This is a genomic window from Hymenobacter canadensis, from assembly GCF_027359925.1.
Classification (GTDB): Bacteria; Bacteroidota; Bacteroidia; order Cytophagales; family Hymenobacteraceae; genus Hymenobacter; species Hymenobacter canadensis.
Genome location: NZ_CP114767.1, coordinates 3,748,097 through 3,766,621, shown reverse-complemented (window position 1 = coordinate 3,766,621; position 18,525 = coordinate 3,748,097). Strand labels below are relative to the sequence as shown.

Genomic DNA, 18,525 nt, shown 5'->3' with positions numbered 1-18,525 from the left:
CTATGTACTTTCGCCGGCTCAAATTTTCGTTAGCTTCCCCAGCTATTGCCGTTCCTGACCCTATGAAGCTCACCGAATTCAAATTCGAACTACCCGAGGCCCTGCTTGCCCAGCACCCGGCCAAGAACCGTGACGAATCGCGCCTGATGGTGCTGCATCGCAGCACCGGCAAGATCGAGCACCGCGTGTTCAAGGATATCATTGAGTATTTCGGCGAAGGCGACGTATTCGTGGTCAACGACACCAAGGTGTTTCCGGCCCGGCTCTACGGCAACAAGGAGAAGACCGGCGCCAAGATTGAAGTGTTTCTGTTGCGCGAACTGAACAAGGAAATTCACCTTTGGGACGTGTTGGTAGACCCGGCCCGCAAAATCCGCGTCGGCAACAAGCTGTACTTTGATGAGGAAGGCGAAGTGGTAGCCGAAGTAATCGACAACACCACCTCCCGCGGCCGCACCATCAAGTTCCTGTTTGATGGCACCGACGAGGAGTTCTACAAAGCCCTGCACAACCTCGGCGAAACGCCGCTGCCCCGCGAGAGCATCACCCGCGAAGCCGAGCCCGCCGACAAAGAGCGCTACCAGACGATCTACGCCAAGAACACCGGCGCCGTAGCCGCGCCTTCGGCCGGCCTGCACTTCACCCGTGAGGTACTGAAGCGCCTGGAAATCAAAGGAGTGGAAGTGGCACCCGTAACGCTGCACGTAGGCCTCGGCACCTTCCGCCCCGTGGATGTGGAAGACCTGACCAAGCACAAAATGGACTCGGAGAACTTCTTCGTGCCCGGCTCGACAGCCACGGTGGTGAATAAGGCGCTGGATGCCAAGAAGCGCGTGTGCGCCGTTGGTACCACGTCGATGCGCGCCATGGAGTCGTCGGTTTCGGCTAACCTGCGCCTGAAGGCCAACGAGGGTTGGACAGACCGGTTTATCTTCCCGCCGTACGATTTCAAAATCGCCAACTGCCTGCTCACCAACTTCCACACCCCAGAAAGCACGCTGATGATGATGGCCTCGGCCTTCGCCGGCCACGAGCTGCTGATTGAGGCTTATAAGCTGGCTATCAAGGAGAAATACAAGTTTTTCAGCTATGGCGACGCCATGCTGATTCTGTAGATTGTTGCCGTAGATAGCAGCGCCCGGACACCGGGTTTCTGCGCTACGCACAAACGCCCGGCCGCTTTCAGCGGCCGGGCGTTTACTTTTACGGCCGAACTGATTTCTTTTCTTTCTCGCCTGTGGCATCTGCTTCCTCTTCTCCACATCACCGCTTTGCCATTCTGGTAGCCGGCGGCAGCGGTTCGCGCATGGGCACCGAGCAGCCCAAGCAATTTCTGCCGCTCCTCGGTGAGCCGGTGCTACTGCACACGCTGCGCCGCTTTGCTGATGCCGCGCTGGGTGTGCGCCGGCTGATTGTGGTGCTGCCCGCCGAGCAGGTGGCTACCTGGCAGGCGCTGTGTGCCCAACACGCGCAGGTGCCGCCGCACGAGCTGGTTGTTGGCGGTGCTACGCGCTGGGCCTCGGTGAAGTGCGGCCTGGTCTTGCTGGCCGACGAGGCTGCCGGCACCGTGGCCGTGCACGACGGCGTGCGGCCCCTCACGCCCAACCGGGTGATAGAAAGCACCTTCGAGGCTGCGTACAACCACGGCGCGGCGGTGGCGGCCGTGGTGCCCAAGGACTCGGTGCGCAACCTGAGCCAGCAGGGTTCCTACGCCCTGAACCGGGCCCGGCTGCGGCTGGTACAGACGCCGCAGTGCTTCGAAATCAACCTGCTGCGCCGGGCCTACCAGTTGCCGGAGCTCAGCACCTTCACCGACGACGCCAGCGTGGTAGAGGACCTGCACGCCATTCATATCGTGGAAGGCGACTACCGCAACCTCAAAATCACGACGCCAGAGGATATGCTGCTGGCCGAGGTGCTGCTGCGCAATCAGCAGTTATAGGCTTTTTACTCCGACTGGCTCAGACAACGAAATAGCCGCCCTGCACTTGCAGGGCGGCCATTTCGTGTAGGTTGAAACCGAATTCTAGCGCCCGCCCAACCGGATGGTGCGCGTGCGGCCGTTGCAGGTCACGGACGCAATATTGTCGCAGGCCTGGGTGCCGGTGGGGTCGTAGTTGAGGAGCAGGCTTTTGCCGCGCGAATTCTCGATGCTAACGGTGCCGGCCGTGAAGAACCGGGCGCAGCCAGCCGTAAACACCTTGAGCAATGGCTGCTGAATGGTGGCCGTGTACTGCACGTTGTTGCGGTTGGTGCCGCTGGCGCTGCCCGTCACCGAGTACTGGTCGTCGAGGATGGTGCGGGTGGCCTGGCCGGCGCGGCGGGTGTAGACGCGCTGCGAAGTCCAGGAGTGGGTGCCATCCGTTTTGATGACGCTGGCGTTCTGCACGTTGAGCGAGTAGGAACCGTCGCCGAGGTTGCTGATGACGCGGGTGCCGGTGTGCTGGTTGTCGTTGCGGAAGTAGTCGACGAGCGTGATGGTGACGGTGGAGCCCTGCTGGCGGAACGGGCCGGTGAAGACGGCTACGATTTTGCCGCGGTGCGCCACGCCGTTGGGGCTGATGCAGTTGGTGGTGCCGAAGTCGAGGGTAAGGGTGCGGGTGGCGGGGTTCCAAGTGCGGGTGGCGCAGCCTGAAAGCACGCGGGCCAGGTCGGCAGGCTCGGCGACGGCGCCGTTCGGTAGGCTGGCATCGGCGGGAGCGGCGGCTTCTACCAGGTCGTTGAGGCTGCCGGTTTCGTCTTCAGCGGCACCGGAATCCTCGGCCGATACCACGCTTTCGGGGGCGGCCGGGTCGTTGTCTTTGTTGCAGGAGGCGGTGCTGAACAGGAGCACGCCGCCCGTGAGGGCAGCCAGACTGAGGGAGCGGAAAGAGGCTTTCATGGGGACGAGTGGCTTAGGAAGAAGAAAAGATGTTGGCGTGTAGTGAAACTCCCGGGGTTTCGTTGCTTGGAAGCACAACGCACTATATAGTTTAAGCGGCCTGCGGAACTTTTTTTTGAGGGCCTGATTCTCGCTGTTTCCCAACCACCGGCGCAACCGGCCGTATAGCCTGAAAAACTTTCCCCCTGCCCTTCAAACCTCTGATAGTATGCGTTTTTCCTTTGCGCCCTGCGCGGCAGCCGCCCTGCTCGCGCTCAGCGCCTGCAACACCGAAAGCACGAAAGACCCCGTGGCGGAGGCCATCTTCCAGAACGAAAAAAGCATCGGCGACGCCAATGTGACCGAGCGGCAGAAGCAGGACGCGGAGTTTGTGGTGACGGCCGCCAGCCGCTCGATGCTGGACATGGAAATCAGCCAGATTGCCCAGCGCAAAGCCACCTCGCCCGATGTGAAATACCTAGCGCAGATGATCACCGGCCAGCACGGCACGATGCAGGCCGCCCTCACGCAGCTGGCCACTAAGAAAGGCCTGGTGCTGCCCAAAGGCCTGGGGGCCGACCAGGCCAAGCAGGCCGGCGAGCTGACGGCCCTCAATGGCCCGGCCTTCGACCGCAGATACTTGGAGCTGCTGGAAGAAGTGCACAAAGCCAGTATCGACGACTTCGACGACATGAGCGACGACGCCTACGACGGCGACATCCGCACCTTTGCCGCTAGCCAGCTGTCAACGCTCAAAACCCACCGCGACGCGGCCGATAAGCTGGCCGATCAGCTCCCTAAATAATTCCCGTTCTTTCTTATCACCTACCATTCAACTGTTTATGAAAACGCGCTTTTTTTCTTTTGCCCTTTTGATGGCCGCCCTGTCGTTTAGCAGCTGCGGTGAAAAACGCACTGATGGCACGGCCGGCGAGGCTGTATCCAACATGGATGAGGCCGCCGCCAACGGTGGCGTTGAGGCCGATGCAACTGTTATCGACAACGAGGCCGGCCCGACCGTGACGGCCAGCCCCGATTCGGCTATGGCGGCCGATTCCTCGACTATGGCTCAGTAGCGGCAGCAGTAAGCCAATACCAGTAATGCCCGGTTTGCCTCGCGCAAACCGGGCATTTACTTTTTTGAAACAGCTGATCTGCAGCAACCTTGCCTGAAATCAGGCCGTTTAGTTAGGAAACCCAATTGCAATTAGCCGCATTCTGCTGCTCAGGTTACGGCCCTAGCTCGCCACCAAAACCTTCATCCATGAAACGTATTCTGTTGAATCTGGCCGCTGTGGCCGTGTTGCTTTCGGCGGCTTCCTGCTCCAATGAGCGCCATGCCGACGAAATGGTGAAAGGCGAATCCGTTGCCGGGGCCGACACGATGGGAGTGGCTTCGGAGCCGTCCATAAATACTGATTCCACCAACGCACCTACGGCCCCGGGCACCACGGATCCTTCCAACTGACCGGCCGCGGCCCACGCAGAGCTAGCCGGAGCTTGTGAGGTCCGCGGCATGTAAAATGGCGCGGGCCGGAAGGTTATGTCGGTAGGACAGTAGCGTCGCTGGCGGCCACCCCAACGGTGGCCGCTTCTGTTGAGCGGCCACCGTTGGGGTGGCCGCTTTTTTTGGGTATTTGGCGCAGGCTTCTGCTACTTTAGCAGCCTTTACTCCCCCACTTCCGCTATGGACGGCAACGAAAAATCTCAGCACAACCGCGACGTATTTCAGCTGGAACGCGTGATTCTGTTTACGGATGCGGTGTTTGCCATTGCCATTACGCTGCTGGCCATCGAGATAAAAGTGCCGGAGCTGCACCACCGCACCGAGCACGCCGCCCTGCAGGGCCTGCTCGAACTGACGGCCAAGTTTGTCGGGTTCTTCCTGAGCTTTTTCATCATTGCGGTGTACTGGCTGGCTCACCACCGCATTTTCCGGTTTGTGCTGCACACCACGCCCAGGCTGCTGTGGCTGAACATGCTGTTTCTGCTTAGCATCGTGCTCATGCCCTTCACTACGGCCTTCCAGAGCGAATATGGCATGCTGAGCACGCCGTGGGTGCTGTATGCGCTCAACATCATCTTAACGGGCCTGATGCAGACGCTGCTACAGCGCTACCTGCGCAATCCGGCCAGCCACCTGGTAGCGCCCCACGAGCAGCAACACCCCGACCTCGACCCCGTACGGGCGCTGTTGTCGCCGGCAGTGTTCCTGGTGTCGGCACTGCTGGCGCTGGTGCCGGCGGTGCACCCGTCGCTGCTGCGGCTGATGCCGCTGCTGCTGTTTCCGGCGTTCAGGCTGTACCAGCGCCGCTACCGGCGGCTAACGCAGGCGTACGAGGCTGCGCAGGTGCCACAGCCGCACCACACCTAATAACGCCAAACGGCCGGCCCCCACGCGGGAGCCGGCCGTTTTCAGATATGCGGTTGTTGCTTTATGCCTCGGCGTATTTGCTGAGCTTCAGCTCCTCAGCCAGGAAGCGGCTGGTGTGGCCTTTGCCGGACTTGGCTACCTGCTCGGGCGTGCCCTGGGCCACGATGGTGCCGCCCGCTCCGCCACCCTCGGGCCCGATGTCGATGAGGTGGTCGGCTACCTTGATCAGGTCCAGGTTGTGCTCGATGATGAGGACGGTGTTGCCCTTGTCGGCGAGCTTGTGCAGGACTACGGACAGGTGGTTGATGTCTTCGAAGTGCAGGCCGGTGGTGGGCTCGTCGAGGATGTAGAACGTCTTGCCGGTGTCTTTTTTGCTGAGCTCGGTGGCCAGTTTTACGCGCTGGGCCTCGCCTCCCGAAAGCGTAGTGGCCTGCTGGCCCAGGGTGAGGTAGCCCAGGCCTACTTCGTTCAGGGTCTGGATTTTGCGCAGGATACGGGGCTGGAATTCGAAGAACTCCACGGCCTTTTCCACGGTCATGTCCAGCACGTCGGTGATACTCTTGCCTTTGAAGCGCACTTCCAGCGTTTCGCGGTTGTAGCGGCGGCCTTTGCAGGTTTCGCAGGGCACGTGCACGTCGGGCAGGAAGTTCATTTCGATGGTGCGCATGCCGGCGCCCTCACAGGTTTCGCAGCGCCCGCCCTTCACGTTGAAGGAAAAGCGCCCCGGCCCATACCCGCGGATTTTGGCCTCGGGCAGGTTGGCAAACAGCTGGCGGATTTCGGTGAACACGCCGGTGTAGGTGGCCGGGTTGGAGCGTGGCGTGCGCCCAATCGGCGACTGGTCCACCTCAATCACCTTGTCGATAAACTCCAGACCCTCAATCTTATCGTAGGCCAGCGGCTCGCGCTTGGCGTTGAAGAAGTGCTGGTTGAGAATGGGGTACAGCGTATCGTGAATGAGCGAGGACTTGCCCGAGCCCGACACGCCCGTGACGGCAATGAGCTTGCCCAGCGGGAATTTGGCCGTCACGTTTTTGAGGTTGTGGCCTTTGGCACCGCGCAGCACCAGCTCGTTGCCTTCGCCAGCGCGCTTTTTCTTGCGCAGCTCAATGTGCTTCTGCCCGCTGAGGTATTGCGAGGTGAGCGAGCCAGAGGTGAAGATTTCGGAGGGCGTGCCTTGAGCCACGATCTGGCCGCCGTGGATGCCCGCGCCGGGACCAATGTCCAACACGTGGTCGGCGTGCAGGATCATGTCCTTGTCATGCTCCACCACGATGACCGAGTTGCCCAGGTCGCGCAGATGCTGCAGGGCCTTGATGAGCCGCTCGTTGTCGCGCTGGTGCAGGCCGATGCTGGGCTCGTCCATGATGTAGAGCACGCCTACCAGCTGCGTACCAATCTGGGTGGCGAGGCGGATACGCTGGCTTTCGCCGCCCGAGAGCGTGCGCACCGAGCGGTGCAGGTTCAGGTAGTCGAGGCCCACTTCCAGCAGGAAGCCGATGCGCTTGCGGATTTCCTTCAGCAACTCCCGCGCAATCAGATTCTGGCGGTCCGAGAGACGGTCTTCCAACCCTTCAAACCACGCGGCCAAATCGTTCAGATCCATCACCGACAACTGCCCGATGTGATGGTCGGCGATTTTGAAGTGCAGGCTCTCCTTTTTGAGGCGAAAACCGTGGCACTCGGGGCACTCCTTGGCCTGGGTGTACTGCTGAATCCACTCCCGGATGTTGTCGGACTCCGACTCCATCTGGCGACGCAGAAACGGGATGATGCCTTCGAAGGGCTCAGAGTAGTTGGCCTTTTTGGGGTCGGCGTCTTCGTCCTCGGGCACGCCGTAGAGTAGCCGCTCCACCAGCTCGGCGGGCAGCTTTTCGATGGGCGTGCTGAGGCTGGCTTTGTTTTTCTTGAGAATCAGGCCCAGCTGCTGGAAAATCCAGATGTCGCGGTACTCGCCCAGGGGCGCAATGCCGCCGCGGCTAATGCTGAGCTTTTTGTCGGGCATCACCGTTTCCTCGGTGATTTCCTGCACCTCGCCCAGGCCGTTGCAGGTGGGGCAAGCACCGTAGGGCGAGTTGAAGCTGAACGTGTTGGGCGCCGGGTCGTCGTAGGCAATGCCGGTGGCCGGGTCCATCAGGAAACGGGAGAAGAACTGGGTGTTGTCCTTCTGCTTGTCGGCGTCGAGCACCAGCATGGTGCCTTTGCCCTGCGTGAGGGCATTCTGCACCGAGCCACTGAGGCGGAACCGGTCCTCCTCTTTCACCACCAGCCGGTCGATGACGATTTCGATATCGTGGATTTTGTAGCGGTCCACCTGCATCTTGGGCGTGATGTCGAGCAGCTCGCCATCCACCCGCACCTTCGTGAAGCCCAGCTTGGCTACCTGCTGGAACAGCTCGCGGTAGTGGCCCTTGCGGCCCTTCACCACCGGCGCCAACACCACCATCTTCTTACCGTCGTACTCTTTCAGGATGTAGTTGATGATCTGGTCGTCTGACTGCCGGATCATCTTCTGGCCCGTGGCGTAGCTGAACGCCTCGGCGGTGCGGGCATAGAGCAGGCGCAGAAAGTCGTAAATCTCGGTGATGGTGCCGACGGTGGAGCGGGGGTTGCGCGAGGTGGTTTTCTGCTCGATGCTGATAACCGGCGACAGACCCTCAATCTTGTCCACGTCGGGCCGCTCCAGCCCACCCATGAAGCTACGGGCATAGGCCGAAAACGTCTCCATGTAGCGGCGCTGGCCCTCGGCATAAATCGTATCGAAGGCCAACGACGACTTGCCTGAGCCCGAAATACCGGTAAACACCACCAGCCGCCCACGCGGAATCTTCACGGATACGTTCTTGAGGTTGTGCTCCCGGGCGCCGTACACTTCAATGTAGGGCGCTTCCAGGTCGGCCGGGCCCAGCAGCTGGCCCACAATGCGGGTCTGGTTTTCCAGCACGGCCTCGCTCACCTGCTCCTGGCGCGGCACGGCCTGCACGGCGGTGGTGCTGTGGTGGTTGGTGCCATCGGCTACGGCCGCCGCTACCGACTTGGGCGCTTTTGGGGCCTTGGCAGGTTTGGCTTTCAACTCAGTAGCGGCGGCCGTGGGTTTCGCCACCTTAGCCGGAGGGGTAGCTTTGGCAGCCGCAGCCGGTTTAGTGGCAGCGGCGGAAGAAACGGAAGCAGCGGTTGATTTTTTGGCCATGCAGCAGCGAAGCGAATAATTCTGCAAAAGTACATAAAACGGCTCCGGCAGGCCACCCTCACTAGCTTATTTGCCAGCAGTTTTAGCGCTGCCGGCTGGAAAGGGGCCGTCTGGACGAAGTGGGGCAGACGGTGTATAACACCAAGGGTAGCTGAAATGTCCCGCCGGAAGCTAAAGTTCTTGCCGGGGCTGCCGGCCGCCGGCGGTTCGCGCCGGCCGGAGTTGGCGTTGTTCTTGCGTAAGCCCCGGTACACTCCTTTTTTGCACTGCTTTATGAAACGCTTCCTGAAATCGGGCCTGGTGCTGTTGGGACTAAGCCTGTTGCTGCACAGCCCGGTGGCCCGCGCGCAGGGCGGATATGGCTACGGCCCCGGCATTCCGGCCTGGGCGCCGGCCGTGGGGCCCGAGGTGCAGTATTACTACCTCCCGGAAATCGACGGCTACTACGACCTCTACAGCCGTTCCTACCTGTTCTTCGACCCCTACTACAACTCGTGGGTGAGTGCGCCGGGGCTGCCCCAGCGCTACGCCGGCTACGACCCGCGCTTTTTCCATCCTGTCGTCATTCAATATGTGGGCCGGCAGCCCTGGGGCTACCTGCGCGACCATCGCGCCTATTGCGACCGGTGGGGCGTGCGCCCCGGCCGCTACTACGGCAGCAGCTGGCCCGGCCGCGGCTACGTGGCCAACCCCTACGGCGGCTACCGCAACGGGTATAGCGCCGCCCGCCCACAGTACCCGCAACGCTCCCCTGCCGCCTATGGCCGTCGCGACAACGACGGCTACCGCAACGGCTATGACGGCCGCAACGACCGAAACGAGCGGGATAATCGGGGCGGATACAGCCAGCCGGGCCAATCGGGCCAGCCACAGCAACCTGGGCAGCCGGCTCCTGGCAATGGCCGGGGCGGCCGCGGCCGGGTGTTCTAACGCTCCCTCAACCCGCCGCCTGTCACCCCGTTAAGGGCATAACATCAGGCACTTCCTGTTCTTCATTACTTTTCCTTCGTCCATGAAATTCCTTTCCAAACTTGCGCTGTCGGGCCTGCTGGCTCTTTCGCTGCAGGGCCTCACGCATACTGCCCAGGCTCAGGTAAACATCAACATCAACCCGCCATCCTGGGGCCCGGCCGCGCCCGCCGGCACGCAGTACTACTACGTACCCGAGTACGCCGGCTACTACGACCTGCGCGACCAACAGTACATCGTGCAGCGCGACGGGCGCTGGACCCGCGTACGCACCCTCAACGGCTACAACCCCAGCAGCTTCCATCCCGTGGTTATCAACTACGTGGGTTCGCAGCCTTGGTCACTGATTGGCCGCCACCGCCAGCAGTATCCGGCCAGCCTGCCACCGGGCCAAGTGAAGCGTCTGGAAAGCGGCAAAGGATTGCCTCCGGGCCAGGCCAAGAAGCTCGGCTACGGCAATGGCAACCAGGGCAACGGAAATGGCAAAGGCCACGGCAAAGGCAAGCACTAGCTTACTTGGCTGCGCAATTATCGGCAGAAAACGCCGGCCCCGACGGGGCCGGCGTTTTTTTGGGTTAAGGCATTGAGTAAAGCTGTATTTTCGGCCGCTATTTTCCCTGTTTACAGCGCCCCGTATGGTTTTCAGCAGTACGCTTTTTCTCTTCTATTTCCTGCCGGGCTTCCTGCTGCTGTACTTTCTGGCCCCGCACCGGCTCAAGAATGCTGTGGCCCTGCTGGCCAGCCTCGGCTTCTACGCCTGGGGCGGGCTGCCCTTCCTGGCCCTGTTCCTTGCCTCGGTGGTCGTCAACTTCGTGCTTATCCGCTTCATGGACCGCGCCGAAGTACCCTGGCACAAGCGCATCTACCTTACCGTCAGCATCGTGCTCAACGTGGCCATGCTGTTCTATTTCAAGTACGCCAACTTCTTCCTCGAAAACGCCAGCGCCGTCAATACCGCCCTGGGCGGGGCCGCCCTGACCTGGCAGAAAGTGGTGCTGCCCATCGGCATCTCCTTCTTCACCTTCGAAAAGCTCACCTACACCATCGACGTCTACCGCGGCGTTAACCGGCCGCTGCGCTCGTTCTGGGACTTCCTGCTCTACATCATGCTTTTCCCCAAGATGATTGCCGGGCCCATCGTGCGCTTCCACGAAATTGCTGGCCAGCTCACCGACCGCCGCGCCTTTGACACGGTCGACCACAAGCTGGCCGGCCTGTTCCGCTTCGGCCTCGGCCTGGCCAAGAAGGTGCTCATTGCCAACGTGCTGGGCCAGGAGGCTGACCGCATTTTCGCCCTGGCCCCGGCCGAGCTGTCGGCGCCGCTGGCCTGGCTCGGGGCCGTGGCCTACACGTTTCAGATCTACTTCGACTTCTCCGGCTACTCCGACATGGCCATCGGCCTGGGCCGGATTATGGGCTTCCAGTTTCCCGAGAACTTCAACAACCCGTACGTGTCGCGCTCCATCACCGAGTTCTGGCAGCGCTGGCACATCACGCTGGGGCGCTGGATGCGCGACTACCTCTACATTCCGATCGGGGGCAACCGCGTGAGCCCGAGCCGGCTATATGTCAACCTGTGGACTGTGTTCATCCTCTCGGGCTTCTGGCACGGGGCGGCCTGGAACTTCATCGTGTGGGGCGCCTTCCACGGGCTGTTTCTGGTGCTCGACCGGCTGTTTCTGCTGCGCGTCTCGCAGCGGCTGGGCGTGCTGAGCGTGGTGCCCACGTTCCTGGTGACGGTGGTGGGCTGGGTGCTGTTCCGGGCCGAGAGCTTGGCGGCGGCGCTGGCGTATCTGGAGCGCATGTTCGGGGGCGGGCTGGCACCGCTGCCCTACTTCACCACCGAGTTCTGGGCAATACTGGGGCTGGCGGCGGGCTTCTCGTTTATGGCGGCGCTGCCACGGGTGGAGCGCTGGGAAGTGGGCCTGCTGGCGGCCGAGCGGCTGGCGCTGCCCCGGGCCGTGGGCCTGAGCGTGGCCACGGCCGTGCTGCTGGTGCTGAGCGCGGGGGCCATCCTGGGCAGCTCGTTCAATCCGTTCATTTATTTCCGCTTCTAAAGCCGTGGCGTCTTCTTCCTCTCCTCGGCTGAAAAAGCTACTGCTAGGTGTATTGCTGCTGCTATTCATGCTGCCAGCAATACAGTCGCAGTTCCATTGGATTAAAACTGCAGAATTGGATGGCTACGCGGAGCAGGCACCGCATCCCGACTTTACGACCGAAGGCCTGCTCGACAACAGTTATCAGTCGGCGCTGGAAAAATACGTGGAAGACCGAATTGGCTTCCGGGAGCTGTTTATTCGGCTGCGTAACCAGCTGGCTTACTCGCTGTTCAGTGTAGGCAAGGCTAGTAAGGTGCTCATTGGCGACGACAACATTCTGCTGGATGAAACCGCTATTCGGGCCTATTTAGGGCAGGACTTCAAGGGCCAGGCTGAAATCGGGCGCAACGTGCGCCGGTTCAAGGCCGTGCAGGATACGCTGGCCAAACACAACATCCTGCTGGTATTCGCCATCGTCCCAGACAAAGCTAATTTCTACAGCACGCAGTTTCCCGACCGTTTCAAACACCTGCCGCGCAGCACCAGCAACTACACGGCCTACGCCCGGGAAATGCGCACCAAAGGAGTCAACATGGTTGACCTGGCACGCGTGTTCCGGCAGTGGAAAGACACCGCAGCCTATCCGCTGTTTCCGCGCGGTGGTATTCACTGGAGCGGCTACGGAATCACGCGTGCCGCCGACACGCTGTTTCGCTATATCGAGCGTAAAGGCCAGCTTGACCTGCCTGATTTCCATGCCGAAGGCCGGGAGGTTACTTACAACACGCGTGACACGGATGCCGACGTAGCAGATGCGCTGAATCTGCTGGTAAGACCGAAGCCATTCCAGATGGCCTACCCCAGCATCGTATTCAGTGAGCCCAAACCCGGCCAGCAAAAGCCCGAACTACTGCTTATAGCCGATAGTTTTGGCTGGGGGATGATTGGATTTTACCCGTTCCTACCCAAGCTGTTCAACGAGAAATTTCAGTTCTGGTACTACAACCGTGCAGTAGGCCCCGGCGACCCTACGCAGCCCGGTGGCCCCCCCGTAGAGCGTGAGCTGGACCGCAAAACTGAGATGCTGAAGCAACGCGTGATTCTGGTGATGTTCACCCAGCATAACCTGGGCACCTTTGACAACGGCTTCAGTGCCAGCGCCTACAACATCTTCTTTCCGCTCACTGCCTCCGACACAGCACAGATCCAGCAGATTGAGCAGAAAATGAAGCGGTCCACTGCCTTGCAGGATTCTTTGTGGCAGGAGGCTAACGCCACCAACCGCGACTATAACGAGCTGCTGCATGAGCGGGCCGTTCAGCGCTACGAGCAGATCCGACCATGACACTGTTTATTTCTTTCTGCGGGTTCGTTGCGTGCCGGATATGCTCTTGAAACACTTTCTATTCTCCGGCCTGCTGGCGTTGCTGCTATTGCCGGCTCTGCAAGCCGAGTTTCACTTCGTGCAGCTACAACCGCTGGGCGGGTTTGAGGAGCGCAGCTCTTTCCCGGGTTTCAGCCAGGAAGCCCTGCTCGACAACACGTACCAAACTGCCATCGAGCGGTATACGGAGGAGCGACTGGGATTTCGCGAATGGCTGATCCGCATCTACAACCAGTGGAACTACTCGCTGCTGCGCCGGCTACGCAACACCACCATTGCCGTTGGGCGCGACGAGCAGCTTTACCAGTTTGCCACCATCAACTCTTACCTCGGACGCGACTTTCTCGGCGACGATGAAATTGCGTTTCGGCTCCGGCGGCTTCGGCGGGTGCAGGACACTCTGCGAGCCCACGGCACCCAGTTGCTGGTAGTGCTGGCTCCCGGCAAGGCCCGTATCGTACCGGAGTTTCTGCCGGACTCATGCGCGCAAGTGCTGCCAGTGCACCCCTCCAACCTCGACGTGCTGGCGCGGCGCCTTCCCGAGTCGGGTATTGCAGTGCTGGATGCCGGCCAACTGCTGCTGCACTGGAAAGACACCGTCGATTACCCGCTGTTCCCACGCACTGGCACGCACTGGAGCGGCTTCGCGGTGAGCTTACTGGCTGACACCCTATTCCGGCGGGCCGAAGCCCTCACCGGCCATGACCTACCAGATTTCCGGCGGAGCGGCGGCGTAGTGCGCACACAAGTAGCCGATCTGCGCCACACCGACAACGATTTGGGCAACCTGCTAAACTTGGTCTGGAACGTGGCGCCGTATCCACTGTACTATCCTGAAGTGGTCTTTCAGTCGGCAGAGGGCAAGCATCAGCTCAATGCGCTTGTCATCGGCGACAGTTTTGCCCAAAGCCTGTACGGCTTCTATCCCTATTTTGACAAGCTGCTTGCGCCACAGGCCCGTTTCTGGAGCTACAACCAGTACACGTTCTGGCCCGAACAGACGCTAAATGAAAGCCGCACAGTCCACGACCTCAACCTGCGCGAGCAGTACGCGGGCCGCGACATTGTGATTTTACTGGCCACGGAGCAGAACCTACCCCAGTTAGGCTTTGGCTTCATTGACGACGCCTTCAACTTATATGTACCTCGTACTGCCAAGGACAGTCTGCGCACCCAGGAGCTGGAAAAGCAAATTCTGGCCAGCCCCGACTGGGCCGAGCAAATGGCCCGCAAGGCCACCGAGCAGAACCGCGACCTGCTGCAGGTAGTGCACGACGACGCTCAGTACATGGCCGACCGAGAAAGGTAGGCGGCGCTTATGCCTGCACCGCCGCCAGCAGCTTGGGCCAGTTTTGCTTGCGGCGGGCGGCGGTGGGCGTAGGCATTTGGCCCGCCGCCATCAGGGCCTCGATGCAGATCATGTCGTCGTCACGGTTCATGGTAGCGGCGGCTACTATGCGGTTTTGATGGGTATAGAGGGCCAGGAAGTTGTGGCGGCGCACGTCGCCGTGGAAAATGATTTCATCCCAGGCTTCGGCATGGCCCACGTAGCGCAGGCTCTTGCCAAACTGCTGGGTCCAGAAGAACGGCACAGCGGCGAAGGGTTTGGCCTGGCCCAGCATGTTGCGGGCGGCGGCGGCGCCCTGCTGCTGGGCCACGCGCCAGTGCTCTACCCGGTGCTGCCCCAGGCCGGCGGCCAGCGGGAAACGCGCAATGTCGCCGGCGGCGTACACGTGCTCAGCGGCTAGCAGTTGGGCATCCACCCGCAGGCCACCGTCTTTTTCCAGCTCGAAGGTATGGGCCAGAAACTCCGTGGCAGGTTGCACGCCTACGCCCAGCACCACCACATCGGCGGGCAGCCGCTGGCCTGCTTTGAGCTGCACACCCACCACGCGGCCCTGCTCGCCTACCAGCTCCGCCACCGCGGCTTCAGGCTTGAAGCGCACCCCGTGCCGCCGGTGCAGGTTGCGGAACATGGCCCCGATTTTCGGGCCTAACACCCGCTCGAAGGGTTCCTTTTCCTGCGCTACCACCGTCACGTGCCGGCCTTCGGCGGCCAGGCTGGCGGCGGCTTCCATCCCGATAAAGCCGGCGCCGATAATAACGATGCGCGCGTCCGGGCCGGCGGCTTTCCGGATGGAGTCGGCATCGGTGGGGGTGCGCAGGGGCAGCACGTTGGTGAGGTCGTGGCCGGGCAGGGTGGGCAGCAGGCTGGGCGTACCGCCGGGGGCCAGCAGCAGCTTGTCGTAGTGCAGGGGGCCGCGGCCGCTCAGCTTCAGCTCGCGGGTGCGCAGGTGCAGGCCGGTGGCCCGGGTGTCAGTCAGCACTTCGATATCGTGCTGCTCGTAGAAATCGGGCTTGCGCAGCGGCAGTGTCTTTTTATCGGCTTTGCCGGCCAAGTAGGCCTTGCTGAGCTTGGTCCGGTCGTAGGGCATGGCAGCCTCGGCCGTCACCAGCACAATGCGCCCACCGAAACCTTCCTGCCGGAGCGTCTGGGCGGCAAACTGGCCGGCCGCGCCGCCACCCACTACCACAAACGTGCGGCTATCGGGCGCGGCGGCGCTGGGGGCCGGGGGCTGGCCGCCTACCAGGGCCGTGGGCGTGGCATCGGGGCTGGCGGCGGAGGCGGGCGGGTTGCGCGGCACCTGCACCCACACCTGGCCCTCGTGCACCCGCACCGGGAAGGCAGGCAGGGCATCCAGGGCCGGCGGCTCGCACAAAGCGCCATCCGTCACGCGGAAGCAGGCGTGGTGCCAGGGACACACCAGCTGCTCGCCCACCAGACGGCCCTTTTCCAGCGGGGCGCCGTAGTGCGGGCAATGCGCGGCCAGCGCGTGGTACTGGCCCGCGCGGCGAATCAGCAGCACGTCGGTGCCGTGGGCGGAATAGGTACGCATTTCGCCGTCCTGCAGGGCGTCGGCGGGGGCGAGGTTGGTTTCGGTGGGCATAACGGTGGCGGAACTGGACATGGGTTGCTTAGCCAACGCGGAATAGCGCAACCGGGTTGAGTGGCCGCTGCGTATGCAGACTACCCACCATAGCGTTTTTGGCCATGTCTACCACCTACAAACCCATCAGCTGCAGCTTCTACGACGAGCTGGAAGCCCGCGCCACCACCGGCCAGCCCTGCACCCTCACCTACCGCACCGAGCCCGACACCCCGCCCAGCACCTACCACGGTACCATCCAGGACCTCTACATCCAGGACAAAGTGGAATACCTACGCCTCGCCGACGGCTTCGAACTGCGCCTGGATAACCTGCTGGCTGTGGACGACAAGGAGTTGCGGAATTACTGCTGAGTTGGATTCGTTATCTTCATTCAAACAAGCCGCTTCTGCCATGACTGTTGTTCTTGCTCCTGCCGAAGAAACCGTGCTGCGCCGCCTACTGCCGGACTTGGTGCGGCTCAGCCCTGCCGCACGGCTGGAGGCCGTCAGCCGGCTGGTGGAGTCTATGCAAGCCGAGGCGCCTGCCATTGCCGAAGCGCCAAAGACCCTGGCCGATTTTGTGGGTTCCTGGGCTGATGACCCGGACGCCGACGCCATGGAAACCGCCATTCTGCAAGGCCGGCATTCAGTTTCCAAGCCTCACCTGGAAGACTGGGACTAATGCCCTATCTGCTTGATACCGATATCTGCATAAAGCTGATGCGGCGGCACCCGAACGTTGTCGCGCATTTCTTTTCAGCGGGCGGAACAGCTTGCTTTATCTCAGAAATAACACTGGCAGAATTACGCTACGGTGCCGAATTCAGCCAGCGCCCGGCCCACCATCACGCTGAGGCAAACCGGCTGCAACAAGCGGTACAGGTCCTGCCCATCGATAAGGCCATTACCACGTTTGCGGCCGAAAAGGCACGACTGCGCCGCGCTGGGCTATTGCTGCCGGATTTTGATTTGCTGATCGGGGCAACAGCGCTTGCTTACGACATGGCATTGGTGACAAACAATACCGCTCATCTTTCGAGGCTTGCGGGGCTCACGCTGGAAAACTGGCTGACCGACCCGCTTCCTTCCTAACGAAGCCCGTCAATCAACAACAAAACGGCCGCCCCACGCAAGTGAGGCGGCCGCTGCCAGTACAATCGTCCACAAAATCCGTGTAATCCGAAAAATCCGGCTAAATCCGTGATTTAGAATTCCGCCGATTTCGGGAAGCGGGGGAAGGGAATGACGTCGCGGATGTTGCCCATGCCGGTTACGAACAGGATGAGGCGCTCGAAGCCCAGGCCGAAGCCGGCGTGCGGGGCGCTGCCGTAGCGGCGCGTATCGAGGTACCACCAGAGGTCTTCTTCGGGCACGTGCATTTCCTGCATGCGCGTGCGCAGCTTCTGCAGGTCTTCCTCACGCTGCGAGCCGCCGATGATTTCGCCAATGCCAGGAAACAGCACGTCCATGGCGCGCACGGTGCGGCCGTCGTCGTCGAGCTTCATGTAGAAGGCCTTGATATCCTTGGGGTAGTTGGTCAGGATAACCGGCTTCTTGAAGTGCTTCTCCACGAGGTAGCGCTCATGCTCGCTCTGCAGGTCGGTACCCCAGTCCACGGGAAACTCAAACTTCTGCTTGGCCGACTTCAGGATTTCCACGGCCTCAGTGTAAGTGAGGCGCTTGAAGTCGTTGTCGACCACGAACTGCAGGCGGGCCAGCAGCTCCTTGTCGTACTGGTCGTTGAGGAACTGCAGGTCGTCGGGGCAATGGGCCAGGGCGTAGCGCACGAGGCTGCGGAGGAAGTCCTCAGCCAGGTCCATGTTGTCCTGCAGGTCGTTGAAGGCCACTTCCGGCTCAATCATCCAGAACTCGGCCAGGTGGCGGGCCGTGTTGGAGTTTTCGGCCCGGAACGTGGGACCGAACGTGTAGATCTTGCCCAGGGCCATAGCCGCCAGCTCACCTTCCAGCTGCCCCGACACGGTGAGGTTGGTGGCTTTGCCGAAGAAGTCCTGCTTGTAATCCACGTGGCCGGCCTCGTCGAGGGGCGGGTTCTGCTCTGGCAACGTGGTTACGCGGAACATCTGGCCGGCGCCTTCGGCATCGGAACCCGTAATGATGGGCGTGTGGACGTAGAAGTAGCCGTGGTCGTTGAAATACTGGTGCACCGCAAACGCCATGGCGTGCCGGATGCGCAGCACTGCCCCAAACGTGTTGGTGCGAGGGCGCAGGTGCGCTATTTCGCGCAGGAATTCCAGGGTGTGCCCCTTCTTCTGCAGCGGATATTCGGCGGTATCGGCCGAGCCATACACCGTAATTTCGGTGGCCTGGATTTCCACCGTCTGGCCTTTGCCCTGCGAGGCCACCAGCTGGCCGCGCACGGCAATGGCGGCGCCGTTTTCCACGCCGTCGGCCTTCAGCTTTTCCTCCGGAAACTGCTCGGCGTTGGCCACCACCTGGATGGAATTGAAGCCGGAGCCGTCATTCACGGCAATAAACTGCACGTATTTGTTGCCGCGGCGGGTGCGGACCCAGCCTTTCACCAGCACTTCGCGGTCCAGGTCGGTGCTGCGGAGCAGGTCCTGCACGCTGGTTTTTCGGAGGTCGGACATGAGGTAGTCGGTTCTCGGAGGTTGGAAATAGATAAGTAGGCAAAGGTAGCGGATTTGGCAGCCCGTTTATATCCTTCTGGCTGTCATCCTACGCGAAACGCGGGCGCCGGCCACGTCTGGGGTGCTGTCGAACGATTTCTTTCAAGCGTGACAAGCTGCTTCGCTGCGCTC

18 protein-coding genes are annotated in these 18,525 nt (G+C 61.5%); 14 read left to right on the top strand and 4 right to left on the bottom strand.

Features of this window, described 5'->3' with window-relative positions:
- Window positions 1–62: 62 nt before the first annotated feature.
- Window positions 63–1,115 (top strand): tRNA preQ1(34) S-adenosylmethionine ribosyltransferase-isomerase QueA, encoded by a 1,053-nt coding sequence (queA, locus tag O3303_RS16175; protein WP_269559421.1) that lies wholly within the window; start codon window positions 63–65, stop codon window positions 1,113–1,115.
- A gap of 122 nt (window positions 1,116–1,237) precedes the next feature.
- Entirely contained in the window at window positions 1,238–1,942 is a 705-nt protein-coding gene (locus tag O3303_RS16170; RefSeq protein WP_269559420.1) for a 2-C-methyl-D-erythritol 4-phosphate cytidylyltransferase, read from the top strand.
- A gap of 84 nt (window positions 1,943–2,026) precedes the next feature.
- On the opposite strand, the gene O3303_RS16165 is transcribed toward O3303_RS16170, so the two are convergent.
- Window positions 2,027–2,881 carry a hypothetical protein gene (locus O3303_RS16165; RefSeq protein WP_269559419.1) on the bottom strand — a complete coding sequence of 285 codons (855 nt, stop codon included), beginning with the start codon at window positions 2,879–2,881 and terminating at the stop codon, window positions 2,027–2,029.
- A gap of 208 nt (window positions 2,882–3,089) precedes the next feature.
- Between O3303_RS16165 and O3303_RS16160 the strand changes: the two genes are divergently transcribed.
- The 4 genes from O3303_RS16160 to O3303_RS16145 all read left to right on the top strand — a co-directional run bounded on the left by O3303_RS16160 (window position 3,090) and on the right by O3303_RS16145 (window position 5,234).
- Window positions 3,090–3,665, top strand: a complete 576-nt coding sequence (locus tag O3303_RS16160; RefSeq protein ID WP_269559418.1) for a DUF4142 domain-containing protein — start codon at window positions 3,090–3,092, stop codon at window positions 3,663–3,665.
- A 37-nt stretch (window positions 3,666–3,702) separates the two neighbouring features.
- Entirely contained in the window at window positions 3,703–3,936 is a 234-nt protein-coding gene (locus O3303_RS16155; RefSeq protein WP_269559417.1) for a hypothetical protein, read from the top strand.
- 188 nt (window positions 3,937–4,124) lie between these two features.
- Window positions 4,125–4,328 carry a hypothetical protein gene (locus tag O3303_RS16150; RefSeq protein ID WP_269559416.1) on the top strand — a complete coding sequence of 68 codons (204 nt, stop codon included), beginning with the start codon at window positions 4,125–4,127 and terminating at the stop codon, window positions 4,326–4,328.
- 219 nt (window positions 4,329–4,547) lie between these two features.
- Window positions 4,548–5,234 carry a TMEM175 family protein gene (locus O3303_RS16145; protein WP_269559415.1) on the top strand — a complete coding sequence of 229 codons (687 nt, stop codon included), beginning with the start codon at window positions 4,548–4,550 and terminating at the stop codon, window positions 5,232–5,234.
- 61 nt (window positions 5,235–5,295) lie between these two features.
- On the opposite strand, the gene uvrA is transcribed toward O3303_RS16145, so the two are convergent.
- Window positions 5,296–8,424: an excinuclease ABC subunit UvrA gene (gene uvrA / locus O3303_RS16140; protein ID WP_269559414.1), complete on the bottom strand. Its 3,129-nt coding sequence runs from the start codon at window positions 8,422–8,424 to the stop codon at window positions 5,296–5,298.
- 273 nt (window positions 8,425–8,697) lie between these two features.
- On the opposite strand from uvrA, the gene O3303_RS16135 reads away from it, so the two are divergent.
- From O3303_RS16135 to O3303_RS16115, 5 genes are all read left to right on the top strand, one after another.
- Window positions 8,698–9,354 (top strand): hypothetical protein, encoded by a 657-nt coding sequence (locus tag O3303_RS16135; RefSeq protein WP_269559413.1) that lies wholly within the window; start codon window positions 8,698–8,700, stop codon window positions 9,352–9,354.
- A gap of 82 nt (window positions 9,355–9,436) precedes the next feature.
- The gene (locus tag O3303_RS16130) at window positions 9,437–9,904 is read left to right on the top strand and encodes a hypothetical protein (protein ID WP_269559412.1); all 468 of its coding nucleotides are present in this window, start codon (window positions 9,437–9,439) and stop codon (window positions 9,902–9,904) included.
- 124 nt (window positions 9,905–10,028) lie between these two features.
- A complete protein-coding gene (locus tag O3303_RS16125) occupies window positions 10,029–11,450 on the top strand; it encodes an MBOAT family O-acyltransferase (RefSeq protein WP_269559411.1) in 1,422 nt (473 codons plus the stop codon).
- 67 nt (window positions 11,451–11,517) lie between these two features.
- Window positions 11,518–12,777 (top strand): alginate O-acetyltransferase AlgX-related protein, encoded by a 1,260-nt coding sequence (locus tag O3303_RS16120; RefSeq protein ID WP_269559410.1) that lies wholly within the window; start codon window positions 11,518–11,520, stop codon window positions 12,775–12,777.
- A gap of 46 nt (window positions 12,778–12,823) precedes the next feature.
- A complete protein-coding gene (locus tag O3303_RS16115) occupies window positions 12,824–14,125 on the top strand; it encodes an alginate O-acetyltransferase AlgX-related protein (protein ID WP_269559409.1) in 1,302 nt (433 codons plus the stop codon).
- Between the two features lie 7 nt (window positions 14,126–14,132).
- On the opposite strand, the gene O3303_RS16110 is transcribed toward O3303_RS16115, so the two are convergent.
- Window positions 14,133–15,785: an FAD-dependent oxidoreductase gene (locus O3303_RS16110; protein ID WP_269559408.1), complete on the bottom strand. Its 1,653-nt coding sequence runs from the start codon at window positions 15,783–15,785 to the stop codon at window positions 14,133–14,135.
- 83 nt (window positions 15,786–15,868) lie between these two features.
- Between O3303_RS16110 and O3303_RS16105 the strand changes: the two genes are divergently transcribed.
- Genes O3303_RS16105 through O3303_RS16095 form a run of 3 tightly spaced genes read left to right on the top strand, consistent with a single transcriptional unit; the run spans window position 15,869 to window position 16,837 of the window.
- Window positions 15,869–16,117 (top strand): hypothetical protein, encoded by a 249-nt coding sequence (locus O3303_RS16105; RefSeq protein ID WP_269559407.1) that lies wholly within the window; start codon window positions 15,869–15,871, stop codon window positions 16,115–16,117.
- Window positions 16,118–16,157: 40 nt separating this feature from the next.
- Window positions 16,158–16,427: a hypothetical protein gene (locus tag O3303_RS16100; protein ID WP_269559406.1), complete on the top strand. Its 270-nt coding sequence runs from the start codon at window positions 16,158–16,160 to the stop codon at window positions 16,425–16,427.
- A complete protein-coding gene (locus O3303_RS16095; protein ID WP_269559405.1) occupies window positions 16,427–16,837 on the top strand; it encodes a PIN domain-containing protein in 411 nt (136 codons plus the stop codon). Before O3303_RS16100 ends, O3303_RS16095 begins: the two co-directional genes overlap by 1 nt.
- Before the next feature lie 113 nt (window positions 16,838–16,950).
- Here the strand turns inward: O3303_RS16095 and asnS are convergent, their stop codons facing one another.
- Window positions 16,951–18,354 (bottom strand): asparagine--tRNA ligase, encoded by a 1,404-nt coding sequence (gene asnS, locus O3303_RS16090; protein ID WP_269559404.1) that lies wholly within the window; start codon window positions 18,352–18,354, stop codon window positions 16,951–16,953.
- Between the last annotated feature and the right edge of the window lie 171 nt (window positions 18,355–18,525).

Coding starts and splice junctions, on each gene's coding strand:
- queA (WP_269559421.1), top strand. CDS start 63: ATGAAGCTCACCGAATTCAAATTCGAACTACCCGAGGCCCTGCTTGCC.
- O3303_RS16165 (WP_269559419.1), bottom strand. CDS start 2,881: ATGAAAGCCTCTTTCCGCTCCCTCAGTCTGGCTGCCCTCACGGGCGGC.
- O3303_RS16160 (WP_269559418.1), top strand. CDS start 3,090: ATGCGTTTTTCCTTTGCGCCCTGCGCGGCAGCCGCCCTGCTCGCGCTC.
- O3303_RS16155 (WP_269559417.1), top strand. CDS start 3,703: ATGAAAACGCGCTTTTTTTCTTTTGCCCTTTTGATGGCCGCCCTGTCG.
- O3303_RS16150 (WP_269559416.1), top strand. CDS start 4,125: ATGAAACGTATTCTGTTGAATCTGGCCGCTGTGGCCGTGTTGCTTTCG.
- O3303_RS16145 (WP_269559415.1), top strand. CDS start 4,548: ATGGACGGCAACGAAAAATCTCAGCACAACCGCGACGTATTTCAGCTG.
- uvrA (WP_269559414.1), bottom strand. CDS start 8,424: ATGGCCAAAAAATCAACCGCTGCTTCCGTTTCTTCCGCCGCTGCCACT.
- O3303_RS16135 (WP_269559413.1), top strand. CDS start 8,698: ATGAAACGCTTCCTGAAATCGGGCCTGGTGCTGTTGGGACTAAGCCTG.
- O3303_RS16130 (WP_269559412.1), top strand. CDS start 9,437: ATGAAATTCCTTTCCAAACTTGCGCTGTCGGGCCTGCTGGCTCTTTCG.
- O3303_RS16125 (WP_269559411.1), top strand. CDS start 10,029: ATGGTTTTCAGCAGTACGCTTTTTCTCTTCTATTTCCTGCCGGGCTTC.
- O3303_RS16120 (WP_269559410.1), top strand. CDS start 11,518: ATGCTGCCAGCAATACAGTCGCAGTTCCATTGGATTAAAACTGCAGAA.
- O3303_RS16110 (WP_269559408.1), bottom strand. CDS start 15,785: ATGTCCAGTTCCGCCACCGTTATGCCCACCGAAACCAACCTCGCCCCC.
- O3303_RS16105 (WP_269559407.1), top strand. CDS start 15,869: ATGTCTACCACCTACAAACCCATCAGCTGCAGCTTCTACGACGAGCTG.
- O3303_RS16100 (WP_269559406.1), top strand. CDS start 16,158: ATGACTGTTGTTCTTGCTCCTGCCGAAGAAACCGTGCTGCGCCGCCTA.
- O3303_RS16095 (WP_269559405.1), top strand. CDS start 16,427: ATGCCCTATCTGCTTGATACCGATATCTGCATAAAGCTGATGCGGCGG.
- asnS (WP_269559404.1), bottom strand. CDS start 18,354: ATGTCCGACCTCCGAAAAACCAGCGTGCAGGACCTGCTCCGCAGCACC.